This is a genomic window from Pseudonocardia sp. GCM10023141, assembly GCF_042653605.1.
In genome coordinates, this window is sequence record NZ_JBHSIR010000027.1 from 76781 (window position 1) to 89622 (window position 12842).

12 protein-coding genes are annotated in these 12842 nt (G+C 72.4%); 3 read left to right on the forward strand and 9 right to left on the reverse strand.

Annotated elements, in window-relative coordinates:
• Positions 1-11 precede the first annotated feature (11 nt).
• The 3 genes from ACFPFQ_RS16020 to ACFPFQ_RS16030 all read right to left on the reverse strand — a co-directional run bounded on the left by ACFPFQ_RS16020 (position 12) and on the right by ACFPFQ_RS16030 (position 1568).
• Positions 12-518 carry a flavodoxin family protein gene (locus tag ACFPFQ_RS16020; RefSeq protein WP_379619441.1) on the reverse strand — a complete coding sequence of 169 codons (507 nt, stop codon included), beginning with the start codon at positions 516-518 and terminating at the stop codon, positions 12-14.
• A gap of 139 nt (positions 519-657) precedes the next feature.
• Entirely contained in the window at positions 658-1116 is a 459-nt protein-coding gene (locus ACFPFQ_RS16025) for a hypothetical protein (RefSeq protein WP_379619442.1), read from the reverse strand.
• Positions 1117-1187: 71 nt separating this feature from the next.
• The gene (locus ACFPFQ_RS16030; protein ID WP_379619444.1) at positions 1188-1568 is read right to left on the reverse strand and encodes a hypothetical protein; all 381 of its coding nucleotides are present in this window, start codon (positions 1566-1568) and stop codon (positions 1188-1190) included.
• 324 nt (positions 1569-1892) lie between these two features.
• Here ACFPFQ_RS16030 and ACFPFQ_RS16035 point away from each other — a divergent pair, with 324 nt between their 5' ends.
• Positions 1893-2672, forward strand: a complete 780-nt coding sequence (locus tag ACFPFQ_RS16035; protein WP_379619446.1) for a dienelactone hydrolase family protein — start codon at positions 1893-1895, stop codon at positions 2670-2672.
• The gene (locus tag ACFPFQ_RS16040; protein ID WP_379619448.1) at positions 2669-3475 is read left to right on the forward strand and encodes a hypothetical protein; all 807 of its coding nucleotides are present in this window, start codon (positions 2669-2671) and stop codon (positions 3473-3475) included. Before ACFPFQ_RS16035 ends, ACFPFQ_RS16040 begins: the two co-directional genes overlap by 4 nt.
• Before the next feature lie 198 nt (positions 3476-3673).
• Here the strand turns inward: ACFPFQ_RS16040 and ACFPFQ_RS16045 are convergent, their stop codons facing one another.
• Positions 3674-4540, reverse strand: a complete 867-nt coding sequence (locus ACFPFQ_RS16045) for a slipin family protein (protein WP_379619450.1) — start codon at positions 4538-4540, stop codon at positions 3674-3676.
• A gap of 548 nt (positions 4541-5088) precedes the next feature.
• On the opposite strand from ACFPFQ_RS16045, the gene ACFPFQ_RS16050 reads away from it, so the two are divergent.
• On the forward strand, positions 5089-6000 hold the full coding sequence (locus ACFPFQ_RS16050; RefSeq protein ID WP_379619451.1) for a hypothetical protein: 912 nt from the start codon (positions 5089-5091) through the stop codon (positions 5998-6000).
• 331 nt (positions 6001-6331) lie between these two features.
• Here the strand turns inward: ACFPFQ_RS16050 and ftsH are convergent, their stop codons facing one another.
• The 5 genes from ftsH to ACFPFQ_RS16075 all read right to left on the reverse strand — a co-directional run bounded on the left by ftsH (position 6332) and on the right by ACFPFQ_RS16075 (position 12740).
• Complete coding sequence (ftsH, locus tag ACFPFQ_RS16055) at positions 6332-8218, reverse strand: ATP-dependent zinc metalloprotease FtsH (protein WP_379619453.1); 1887 nt, start codon at positions 8216-8218, stop codon at positions 6332-6334.
• Between the two features lie 109 nt (positions 8219-8327).
• Entirely contained in the window at positions 8328-9947 is a 1620-nt protein-coding gene (locus ACFPFQ_RS16060) for an NAD(P)-binding protein (protein WP_379619455.1), read from the reverse strand.
• Entirely contained in the window at positions 9947-10942 is a 996-nt protein-coding gene (locus ACFPFQ_RS16065; protein WP_379619457.1) for a thiamine pyrophosphate-dependent enzyme, read from the reverse strand. Before ACFPFQ_RS16065 ends, ACFPFQ_RS16060 begins: the two co-directional genes overlap by 1 nt.
• Positions 10943-10944: 2 nt before the next feature.
• Positions 10945-12144, reverse strand: a complete 1200-nt coding sequence (locus ACFPFQ_RS16070; RefSeq protein WP_379619459.1) for a hypothetical protein — start codon at positions 12142-12144, stop codon at positions 10945-10947.
• The gene (locus ACFPFQ_RS16075) at positions 12138-12740 is read right to left on the reverse strand and encodes a 2-oxoacid:acceptor oxidoreductase family protein (RefSeq protein ID WP_379619461.1); all 603 of its coding nucleotides are present in this window, start codon (positions 12738-12740) and stop codon (positions 12138-12140) included. The genes ACFPFQ_RS16070 and ACFPFQ_RS16075 overlap by 7 nt, the downstream gene beginning before the upstream one ends.
• Positions 12741-12842: the final 102 nt, after the last annotated feature.

Here is a 12842-nt window from a genome sequence, read left to right on the forward strand (position 1 = left end):
GGCGATCGCTGTCACGCGGTGGGCACGAGCTGGCTACCGAGCAGCGCACCCCATGCCCGCGCCCGCTCGGGCTCCCCCATCAGCAGCGGCCCCTTCGTACCGAGCACGCGGAACGTCTCCGGATCGGCGATCATGCGATAGCCGCGCCTGCGCAGCCGCTTGACCGCGCCGCCCGCTGCCGAGCCCGGCAGCCGGGGGTGATCGGTCCGGGTGTCGAAGGCCGCCGCGAGCGCGCTCCCTCCCGGAAGGTCGTCGAGCCAGTCGCGTAGTCCGATCGCCGCGGCCACGACGGCACCACCGGACTGCTCGGCCGCCGACTCCCGCGTCGAGTGCCTCGTCAGCCCGAAGACGTGCGTCGGTCCGCCGACGACGAGCAGGTCGATCCCCGCGGTCGACGCCGGGGCCGCGGACACGTCGAGAACCCGCACGTTCATGGTCTTCGCCAGGCCTTCGGCAATCGCCTCCGCGACCGCCCTGGTGTTGCCGAACACCGATTCCACCACCACCACTGCCTGCATGTGACTGTCCTTCTCTCGATCCGCTGCCGCGCCGGTGGCGACGGCCACGCGCCCAGCATCACCACGGCACCGCCCCGGGCACAGGGGCCGGAACTCCCGGCACCGCAGGCCCTTCGCCCTCGTCGCGGGCAGTTCCCGGTCAGCTCGCCGTACCGTCACCGATCACGGCAGCCAGGCGCAGCGCCGACCGGTAGGGCTCGTCGTCCAGGGATCCACCCGCATCGACCGCTGCGACCAGCGTGCCCGCCAGCGCATCGAGCAGCGCTGCCAACGATGCGGCCACGGACGGACCGATGCTGCCCCCGGCCCCCGGGTGGGCACCTCGCCGCACCGGCGGTCCGGGAGCATCGCCTGCGATCGCACGGTCGAGGGCGTCCATGGGCTCGCGGCCCGATGACCCGGGATCCGGGCGAGCAGCTGTCCGCGGGAAGGCCGTCAGGTCCTTCATGCTCGTCGGCCGGCCGATCCGCTCGGCCGCACCCGCATCGGGGTCGGGATCAGACCATCGCCACGGACCACGGGCACGACCCGCGACCGCGCGCCTGAGCGTCTCGGCCGCGCGGTGCAACTGCTCGTCGGCGTGGCGTGGATCGGTCATCGGGCCGCCTCCTCAAGGCAGGGCGGAGCCGTGGTCGCCGGGTGGCTCCGGCGACCACGGCTCCAGTTCTGTCAGACGTGCTCACGCACGTGCCCGGTCGCCCTCACGGGCGGCAGGGCGCGGGTGTGGATCAGGGTGCCGAGCCCCCACGTGACGACGATCGCGATCACGAACGGCGCCAGCAGGTACTCGTACGCGGTCCACGCCGCGGCGACACCGAGGCCGAGCGCGATCACGCCCGTCACGAGTGCCGTCCGGTTCAGCGCCCCGGGGTCGAACGCGGCACGCCCGGCGAGCACGGCTGCGACCAGACCGAGAACCAGTCCGGTGGCGGCCATGCCGCGGGGGTCCTGAATGAAGGGCATCTCGCCCCACACCAGGTAGCCGACGTACGTGACCACGATAGCCACGACCAGGATCGCAGCTGCCGTGTCCTTCCAGGTGAACCTCATCTCCACCTCCTTCGCTGACGAGATCGAGCCTGCCGGCTCGCCACGGACTCGGGCAGGACCACAAGCCACCGAACCCGCAGGTCTTTCGGCCCCGAGCGATCCGGTGCACCGGGGAACGCGGGCTGCGGAGCCAGCCGTACCCAGCCCGTCCACCGGCGCAATTGGTCATTCGCCCCCGAACGAGGGCCGTTGGCCCCTGCACCGGCGGCCGAACGCTCCGCATCGTGGATCGATGACCCGATCCACTCCCGCGTCCCGCGGCCCAACCGCGGCCCCCGCAGCCCGCTCGATCCTCGATGGCCGCCGGCCCGGGCCCGGTGCGCCATGACGGCGGAGGTGATGGTTCCCGCCGGCGCCGAGCCGCTCCCGACCGCAGTGGCCGTTCCAGCTGGGGTCGGCCCGTGGCCCGGGGTCGTCGTGCTCCACGACGTGCTCGGGATGAGCAGTGACCTGCGTGCCCAGGCCGACTGGCTCGCCGGGGCCGGCTACCTCGCCGCTGCGCCCGACCTCTACCGGGCCGGTCGCAAGCCGGGCTGTCTCGTGCGGATGATCCGGGACGCCCGGGCCCGGCGCGGCCGGACCTTCGACGACATCGAGGCCGTGCGGGCCTGGCTGAGTGCACGCGCCGACTGCACGGGCCGGATCGGCGTCATCGGCTTCTGCATGGGCGGTGGATTCGCACTGCTACTGGCGCCCGGCCACGGGTTCGACGCGGCGAGCGTCAACTACGGCACCGCGTCCAAGGACGTCTACACCGAATCGGTACTCGCGGGCTCCTGCCCGATCGTCGGCAGCTTCGGCGCTGAGGACCGAGCCAACCGCGGCACCGGGGAGCGACTCGAGAAGGTCCTCACGGCCGTCGGGGTCGAGCACGACATCACGACGTACCCGCAGGCCGGGCATGGGTTCCTCAACGACCACGACCCGTCCGAGGTGCCGGCGGTGCTTGCCGTGCTCGGCCGCCTGACCGGGCCGGACTCCTATGACCAGGCCACAGCCACGGCCGCACGGCACCGCATCCTCGAGTTCTTCGGCAAGCACCTCGTCGCGCCGGCGGCGCGACCCGCACCGGAGGACGCGAGCGGGCAGCGGACGGACACGTGAGCGACGCGGCCGCCGGCAGGTGGGGCTCGATCGCGGGCCTGGCGGCGCTGACCGTCGGCGGGGCTGCGACGGTGTTCGAGCGTGGATCGCCGCCAGCTGGCGCGTCCGCCGTCGAGGTGGCGGCGTTCTTCACCACCAACGCCACCGTGCTCCGGACGCAGAGCCTGCTGTTCCTGATCAGCTCCGCGTTCATGCTGTGGTTCCTCGCGACCCTGCGCGCTCACCTGTCCGCTGCGTCCGATCGATCCGCACGCCATGGCGCGCTCGTGTTCGGTGCCGGTGTCGCCTACGTCGTGCTGAGCATCGTCGCCCAGGGCGGGCAGGTAGCGGTGGCGGTGGTCGCCGCGCGCACCCCTGCACCGGAACTGGTCGTGGCGATGGCGGCGACGGGATCGGCCCTCTTCACGGTGGCGGCCGTACCGGCCGCGGTCATGCTGGTGGCGTTCGCGGTGTCGGCAGGCACGGGCCGAGCGGTGCCGGGCTGGCTGGGCCTGATCGCCGCGGTCGCGGCGGCCACGCAACTCGGCCTGCTGGCCGGCGTCGTCGTCGACACCGGACCGATGGCTGCTTCGGGGTGGTACGCGTTCGTTCCCTACCCCTGCTACGTCGGCTGGCTCGTCGCCACCGCGATCGTCCTGTACCGCAGGTCAGGCCGGTCAGCAGCGCCCTCCGGCCCACCACCGGATCAGCAGGACCTCGACCTGGCCGGATCGATGGCGCAGGGCGGTCCTGAGCGTGTCGGCGAACGTCATGACCCGAAGCCGGGACGGCCGGGCGAACAGCTCGAGCACCGCGAATCCTGACGCCAGCACGATGTACATCGTGCTGGCGATGTCGGGACCGGAAGAGGCCGACCGGGGCGCGGTGGATCCGACCGGACCGGCGACCCCGGTGCACCACCACGCCGAACCCGGGCAGTCGCGCGGCGATCGGCGTGGTGATGCGGTTGAGCCCGACCTCGTTGAGGCGGGCCACCGTGCGCGGTCATCGTCTCGATCCCGTCAGACCACCAGTTCCGCGCCGGCGACGGCACCGTTGACGGCAGGGTGCTCGGTCGCAGCCGCCGACCGGGTCGAGGCGGCCGGTGCGGCGGAGGCGCTGGCAGCGGCGGCCTCGCGCGCCAGGAAGGTGCCGAGCTCGCCGATGGTGCTCATCAACGGGGCCGGGAACACGACCGTGCTGTTCTTGTCGACCGCGATCTCGACCAGGCTCTGCAGGTTGCGCAGCTGCAGTGCGAGCGGGTGCGCCATCATCACGTCGGCCGCGTCGCCGAGCGCCTTGGCCGCCAGCGACTCGCCCTCGGCGTTGATGATCTTCGCGCGCTTCTCGCGCTCCGCCTCGGCCTGCCGCGCCATCGCGCGCTTCATGCTCTCCGGCAGCTGGATGTCCTTGAGCTCCACCAGCGTCACCTCCACACCCCAGTCGAGCGTGGTCACATCCAGGATCTCGCGGATGTCGGAGTTGATGCGGTCGGTCTCGGCAAGCGTCTCGTCGAGCGTGTGCTTGCCCACCACCTTCCGCAGCGTGGTCTGTGCGATCTGGTCGATGGCCGCCCGCACGTTCTCGATCGCCACCACGGACTTCTCCGCGTCGACGATGCGGTAGTAGGCCACAGCGGAGACATCGACGCTCACGTTGTCGCGCGTGATGATGCCCTGGGACTGGATCGGCATGGTCACGATCCGCATCGACACCCGACGCATCACGTCCACGATCGGGATGATCAGCCGGAAGCCGGGCTCTCGCACGCCGATCACCCGGCCGAACCGCAACAGCACACCCTTCTCGTACTGCTTGACGATCCGGATGGCGGATCCGAACACCACGAGCAGGCCGACGAGAACGATGACGTACGTGCTGAGGTTCATGAGTAGCTCCCTAGATGGGCGGTGTGCCCACTGCAGCTTGCAACCCGGGCCGTTCCGAGCGGCAGGGCCCAACGACTCCTCGTGGCATCACGGAAGACCTCGTGGCCTCGGGCCGGACGAGCTCCCGCTCACGCAGGCCCCGGCTGCGGGGCGGCTGGGGAGACGCGGGGGTCAGGGCTCCCGGTTCGGGAGGCCTGACCCCCGCTCGCGCCACTCGCCCGCTCCCCAGCGACAGAGTGGAAGTCTGTGGTGACGGAACTGATACTGCCCGCTCGCAGCCTCCCGCGCCGAGGGTATTTCGGCCCTTTCGGCGCCGACCAAGGGCCTTTCGTGGACCCGCGGCCACCGTCACGTCCACCGCTGGTGCCGGGCAGGGTCCGAAGGCGGCACCAGTCACGGCTTTGGGCCCTGGCTCCGGGGTGCGCTGCTCCGGTCGACTGAACCGATGGACGCTGCCGGGCACGCCACCGCGTCCTGCTGGCTGCCTCCCTCGGCAGCGTGCCGTGCGCTACCTCCTGCAGCCTGCCGCAATCACCGGAAAGGCCCCGATGGTTACCACTCTGACCGCGATCGGGCTGGCGACGGTCGCGGCCGTGCTGTTCGCGCTCGGCGTCCGCCTCCAGCACGATGCCGTCACCACCACCGCCGCCGCTACCCCGGACCGGCTACCGGCGGCGGCGCTGGGTCGGGCCGTGCGTTCGCGTGGCTGGCTGGGCGGTGCCGGCCTGTCCCTGCTGGCCACCTCGATGCACGTTGTCGCGCTGTCGCTCGCCCCTCTTGCGATCGTGCAACCCGTCGGTGTGCTGAGCCTCGTTGCGGCCGTCCTGCTCGGCACGCCGTCTCGGCGCAGCCCGTTGCCGATGCGCGCGCGCATCGCGATCGGGCTGGTGTGTGCGGGGATCGCCGGCTTCGTGACGCTGACCGCGCTGACCGTGACCGCCGGAGCGGCCCTGCCCTCCGCCGGGATGCAGCTCGTCGTGGTGGCGGTGCTGGTGGTCGCCCTGTTCGGACTGCGGACCAGCGGCCGCGTCCGCTGCATGGCGCTCGCCGGGAGCGCCGCGGTCGTGTTCGGCCTCGGGTCGACGCTGATCCGGGCGGCATCGCAGGCGGTGCTGGTCCTGGGTGACGTCCCGGCCGGTGCCGGGTTCGCCGCCGAGGCCGTCCTGCTCGCAGGATGCGGGACGTGGCTGATCCAGCAGGCCTACGCGTCGGGACCGACCGCGGTCACGGTCGCGGCCACCACCGTGCTCGACCCGCTGACCGCGGTGGTCGTGGGCATCGCGTTCTGCGGGGAGTCGATGGCGACGCAGCCGGTCACGGCGGCCGCGCAGATCGCGCTGGCGCTCATCGCCGTTGCCGGGGTCCTGGTGCTGGCCCGGGCAGCCCCCGATGAGGGCCGGGTTCCGCGCACCACGGCGCCGCGGCCCTTTCCACCGCCCGGAGCCCCGATGCGGTGCTGATCGGCGCCGGCATCTACACCCCGGCGTGACGGTCCACCGGGTGGCCTCGATCGGCACGCCGTGGCACCCCACGCTGCGCATCAGCCTGCCCTGGACGGCTTCCAGCAGGACCGGCCGATGGCCGCACAGCAGCCCGACAGGGTGCACGCGCAGTCGCACTTCCCGATCGGGCGTGCGGTCCTGCGCGGGTCACGCCCTGGCTTCGGCAACACCGAAGAGGCTGCGTGTGCGCTCCGCGGATCGTGGCCCTCGGCGAGCGAACGGCGAGCGAAGGGTCTACGGGGTTGGGATCGCGACGCCGACCGGACGGCGCGGTTCGCGCCGTCCCTCCTCACGCCAGGGCGGCGGGCTGCGCGGCGATCCGGTTTCCGATGATCGCGTCGAGGGTGCTGCCGTCGATGGTCTCGCGTTCCATCAGCACCGCGGTGAGCCGGTCGAGTGCGTCCCGGTGGCCCTGCAGGATCGCACCGGCCCGGTCCTCGGCTTCGCGCAACAGGCGAGCCACCTCCCGGTCGACGGTGCGCTGGGTCTGTTCCGCGTAGGGCCGGGCACCGAGCGGGTTGTCGTGGGTGGCGCCGTCCGGTCCGTAGCCGACCGGGCCGAGCTGCGGGGACAGTCCCCATTCCCGCACCATGCGGGTGGCCAGCTCGGTCGCCGAGGACAGGTCGTTGGCCGCACCGGTGGACGCCTCGCCGAGCACGACCAGCTCCGCGGCGCGGCCGCCGAGGTGCACCGCGAGGGAATCGGTCAGGTAGCTCAGCGGGTACAGGTGCCGTTCCGCCACGGGCAGCTGCTCGGTGACACCCAGTGCCGAGCCCCGCGGCAGGATCGTGATCTTCGCGACGGGGTCGGCGTGCGGGGACAGCGCGGCGACGAGCGCGTGCCCCGCCTCGTGCACGGCCACCGACCGCTTCTCCCCCGGTAGCAACGCGTTGGAGGTGTCGCGCCGCCCCAGCAGCAGGCGGTCGCGCGCGGCGTCGAGGTCGGCAGCCGTCACGACGTCCCGGTCGGCGCGCACCGCGTTGATCGCCGCCTCGTTGACGAGGTTGGCCAGATCGGCTCCGGAGAACCCCGGGGTGCCGCGGGACACGGCACCGAGATCGACATCGGCGCCCAGCCGCTTCCCCCGGCCGTGGATGGCCAGGATCGCCGCCCGCTCCTGCTGGTTGGGCAGCGGGATCTCCACCGTCCGGTCGAACCGGCCGGGCCGCAACAGGGCCGCGTCGAGCGAGTCCGCGCGGTTGGTCGCCGCGATCACGACCACGCCGCTGCCCGCCTCGAACCCGTCCATCTCCGACAGCAGCTGGTTGAGGGTCTGCTCGCGCTCGTCGTTGGCCCCGAAACCCCCACCCGACCCGCGGCGGCCACCGATCGCATCGATCTCGTCGATGAAGATGATCGAGGGTGCACGCTTGCGCGCGTCCTCGAACAGCGACCGCACGCGCGAAGCGCCGACGCCGACGAACATCTCGACGAAGCCGGAGCCGCTGATCGAGAAGAACGGCACCGCCGCCTCACCGGCCACCGCCCGCGCGAGCAGTGTCTTGCCGGTGCCGGGCGGACCGACCATCAGGACCCCCTTGGGCCCCTTCGCCCCTGCTCGGCGGTAGCGCTCGGGATTCTTGAGGAAGTCCACGACCTCCATGACCTCGGTCTTGCACCCGTCGTAGCCCGCGATGTCGGCGAACCGCACGCCGGGCTTCGACTCGTCGTAGATCTTGGCCTTGGAGGCGCCGACGCCCATCATCCCGCCGAGCCGACCACCGCCTGCCTGCGTGCTGCCGCGCCGCAGGAACCACAGGGCCACGCCGATCATCAAGGCATACGGCAGCAACGACAACAGGACGCTGACCAGCGACCCGGCGTCGGGGTTGGTCGCCGTGACCGCCACGTCGTGAGACGCCAGCAGCGGGAGCAGGCTCGGGTCGGCCAGCGCGGTCGGGAGCTGCGACGTGTAGGCCGCACCCCCGACGAGGTTGCCCCTGATCGCCCCGCTGCCGCTGATCGTCGCGGTGGCCACCTTGTTCGTCGTCACCTGTGCGACGAACTCCGTGTAGGTCAGCTCCTGCTGCGAGGGGATCAGCAGGACGGGAAGCACCCACATGGCGATCATCCCGAGGATCCACAGCACCGGGAGCCACCAGCGCCGCCGTGGGGTCTGCCCGGTGGGAGCAGACGATCTGCCCGGGTCGGGGTTGGGGCGGTGCCAGGTGCTCATCGGTGAGCCCCTGCTCGGGGATACCGGTGGAGACGTCGGACGGACACGGCAGCGCCTTCGGGTGGTCGGGAGTGGAGCGGAGTCCGATCGTCACTGGTCACGGTGCCGCTCAGCGTTCCTCGGGTTGCATCGTGATCGCGCCGGCAGGGCATTCCGCCACGCAGATCCCGCATCCCTTGCAGTAGTCGTAGTCGATGGCGAACCGCAGCCCGGGCCCGAGCTTCGTGATCGCGTTGTCCGGGCACATGCCGTAGCAGTTGTCGCACTCGAAACAGGTGCCGCACGACATGCAGCGACGGGCCTCGAACTGCGCCGTGTCCGCGTCGAGGCCGGCCTCCACCTCGTCGAACGTGCTCACCCGGCGGGCGAGCTCGAGTCGGCTGCGCACGGTGGCCGGTGCGTCGCTGTAGTAGACGGGGTTGAGCAGGTCGAACGTCGCCGGCAGCGGCTTCGGCGGCGGCTGGTAGGCCGTCGCGCGCAGGTACGCGTCGATGTGCCGCGCCGCTTGTGCGCCGTGCCCGATCGCGGCGGTCACGGTGCGTTCACCCGCCACGGCGTCGCCCCCGGCGAACACGCCGGGCACCGTGGTCGCGAAGTCCGGACCGGTCCGCAGCAGCCCATGGGCGTCCACGATCCCGGGCACGCCGGTCAGCGCCGACGAGTCGACGTCCTGGCCGAGCGCGAGCACGAGGGTGTCGGCGGCGAGCTCGTCGAACTCGCCCGTCGGCTGCGGGAAGCCGGTGTCGTCGAGCTCCATCCGCTCGACGGTGACCGTCTCCGCATCGGTGTGCGTCACGGTGGACAGCCAGCGCACCGTCACGCCTTCCTCGATCGCCTGCGCGAGCTCGGCGTCGTGGGCCGGCATCCGGTCGCGGGTGCGCCGGTAGACCACGAGCGGGTCGGTGGCGCCGAGGCGCCGTGCGCTGCGGGCGGCGTCGAACGCGGTGTTGCCGCCGCCGTATACGACCACCCGCCTGCCGAGCGCGGGGGGCTCCCCCGCGGCGACGTCGTGCAAGAGGGCGAGCGCGTCGAGGACCCGGGCGCCGTCACCCGCCGGGATGGTGGTGCGATGGCCGAGCTGCGCCCCGACGGCGAGGTACACGGCGTCGAACTCCCGCGCGGCGGCAGCGACGTCGTCGACGGTGGTTCCCGTCTCCAGGGCGATGCCCTGGGCGAGCAGCCGCGCGATCTCGCCGTCGAGCACGGCGCGGGGCAGGCGGTAGGCCGGGATGCCGTAGCGCATCATGCCGCCCGGCAGCGGTTGCGCGTCGCGGACGGTGACGGCGTGCCCGCGGCGGGCGAGCTGGTGGGCAGCCGAGAGCCCGGACGGGCCGGCCCCGACGACGAGCACACGCCTTCCGGTCGGGGCGGCGACGGGATCCGGGACCCATCCGACCCGCACGGCCTCGTCGCCGAGGAAGCGTTCCACGGACTGGATGCCGACCACCGTGTCGAGCTCGCCGCGGTTGCAGGCGCTCTCGCACGGGTGGTAGCAGACCCGGCCCGTGATGGCGGGAAACGGGTTCGCCGCCATGATCATGCGCCACGCGGACTCGTAGCCGCCGTCCTCGGCGTCGTAGAGCCAGCGCTGCACGACCTCCCCGGCTGGGCACGCTGCGGTGCAGGGTGGCGTCCGGTCGAGGTAGACGGGTCGCTCGGTGCGCCAGGTCCCGGTGTGGTTGGCCAGGCTGGACCCCACGTCGAGGGTGATCGCGAAGGGCTCGTCCATCAGTGCTCCTCCAGCAGGCCGTAGCGGCGGACATTGCGGTCGGCGAGTGCCTGGATGGCGGCCACGAGATCGGGGCGGCCCGGGTCGCCGAACAGGTGCGCGTAGCGGCCCTGCGGCTGCAGGTACTCCTGTACCGGGCGCTGCTCGCGCAGGCGCGACACGTCGACGACCTCGCCGCGCTCCGCCGCGAACACCGGGAACAGCGCGGTGTCGCGAGCGAGGCGGGCCAGTCGGATCGTGTCGCGCGAGGCGCTGCCCCAGCCCGGCGGGCAGGGCACCAGCACGTGCAGGTACCGCGCACCGTGGAACTCCATCGCGCGCGCCACCTTGGCCTCGAGATCGCGCAGGTCGGCGACCGTCGCCGTCGCCACGTAGGGGATCTCGTGGGCCATCGCCAGCCGCGGCAGGTCCTTGCCCTGCCCGAACGGAGCCCCCGGTGCGGGGCCGACCGCGGGGGTGGTCGTGGTGGCGGCGGCAGGCGGCGTCGCCCCGGAACGCTGCACGCCGGTGTTCATGTAGGCCTCGTTGTCGTAGCAGACGAACAGGACGTCGTCACCACGCTCGAACATGCCCGACAGGGCACCGAAGCCGATGTCGACGGTGCCGCCGTCGCCGGCCTGGCCCACAACGCGGACATCCGCGCGCCCCTGCGCCTTCAGTGCCGCGGCCACCCCGGTGGCCACGGCGGGTGCGTTGCCGAACAGCGAGTGCAGCCACGGCAGCCGCCACGCCGTCTCGGGGTAGGGCGTGGAGAAGACCTCGAGACAGCCAGTCGCATTGATCGCGACGATCTTCCCGCCGGTGGCGCGCATCGCGGCGTCGAGCACGTAGCGCGCACCCAGCGCCTCGCCGCAGCCCTGGCAGGCCCGGTGTCCGGAGGTCAGGGAGTTGGCGCGGTGCTCGTCGGCCTGCACCGAGCGCTGACCGGGTTCGAGCAGGCGGTTGCCCACCACGTGGGTCCCGGTCTGGTAGAAGCGGATCGGCTGCGCAGCCACCGTCACCACCGGCCCTTCGGGGAGGCGGTTCGGGCGAGCTCCCGGTCCACTCGTGCGACGTCGAGGTCGAGGAACGAGAGCGGCTCCAACTCGTCCCGCTCGGCGTGCAGCAACATCGCCCCCAGCGACGACCGGGTGATCGACCGCCCGCCGAGCCCGGCGACCACGGTGGACACCGGTACCGGCACCCCGGTCAGCGCCGTCCGGACGTCGGCGGCGAGGATCCCACCGGTTCCCGGGGCGAGCGCCCGGTCGATCACCACCACGCGGTCTGCCGTCCGCAGCGCGGCACGGACAGCCGCGAACGGGAACGGCCGGTAGGAGGTGACGCCCAGGACACCGGCCCGCACGCCCCCGTGCCGCAGCTCGTCGACGGTGTCCGCGAGCGTCCCGAGCACCGATCCGAGCGCGACGACGACCGTCGTCGCGTCATCGCAGCGGTAGGGGTGCAGGAGCCCTCCGGAGTCGCGGCCGAACAGGGCCGCGAACTCCGCCGCCACCCGCGGGACGACCTCCAGGGTCCGCAGGTGCGCGACATGGGCGAGGTAGCGCACTTCGGTGAAGGCCTCGGGCCCGACCATCGCGCCGATCGACACCGGATGGTCGGGATCGAGCACCTGACGGGGCCGGAAGTCCGGGAGGAACGCCGCCACCCGCTCCCGGTCCGGCACGTCGACCGGCTCGTAGCAATGGGTGAGCACGAACCCGTCCAAGCAGACCATGACCGGCAGCGAGACCTCCTCGGCCAGCCGGAACGCCTGCACGTGCAGGTCCGCGGCCTCTTGAACCGTCCGGGCGTAGAGCTGGACCCACCCGGCGTCGCGCTGGCTCATCGCGTCGCTGTGGTCGTTCCAGATGTTGATCGGCGCGCCGATCGCCCGGTTGGCCACGGTCATGACGATCGGCAGGCCCAACCCGGCGGCGTTGTGCACGGCCTCGGCCATGAACAGCAGCCCCTGGCTCGCCGTGGCGGTGTACGCGCGGGAGCCGGTCGCCGAGGCACCGATGGTCACCGACATCGCGGCGAACTCCGACTCGACGTTGACGAACTGGCACGCGCCGAGCGCGCCGAGGCGCACGAGGGTGCTCAGCTGCTCCACGATGTGCGTCTGCGGCGAGATGGGATAGGCCGAGATCACCTCGGGCCGGCAGGCGGCCACCGCCTCGGCCACCGCGCGCGATCCCTCGATCTGCCTCAGCATGATGTCCTGCTCCTCGCCCCGGGATCTGTCGTCACGGTTTCTGGCGTCACGGCGTCGAATGCGGCCCGCGCGGCAGCGGCGTTCCCCGCTGCGACCGGCCCGATGAACTGCTCGTGGACGGCCACGATGACGCTGCCGAGCGTGACCTGGCCGGTCAGGGCCGCGAAGGCCCCCAGCAACGCGGCGCCAGGCAAGGCCCTGCCGAGGTGCTCGGTCGCGATCCGCGACGCCGGCACGATCAGGACCCGCCCGGCAGCCAGCCGGTCGGCGATGCGACCGATGCCCAGCTGAGCCACGGAGCGGGAGGAGTTGACCAGCACGTACCCGTCGGGGCGCAGCCCCGCGAAGACATCGACGTGGTGCAGCAGCGTGGCGTCCTGCACGATGAGCGCGTCGGGCGCGAACACCAGCTCCCGCGACCGGATCGGATCGTCGGCCAGCCGGCAGAACGCGACCACCGGCGCACCGGTGCGCTCCGAGCCGAAGCTCGGGAACGCCTGGGCCTGCCTGCCGTCCCGGAACCCCGCGATCGACAGCAGCGCCGCAGTCGTGACCACACCCTGGCCGCCTCGGCCATGCACCCGCACCTCGAACATGACACGACGTTAGGAGCCCTCGCAGCCCTCGCGGCAGGGCCGAGCGACGCGGCCCGGCGGGACCTACGGTTGCGGACCCGCGACATTGGTCCCTGCCCGTCG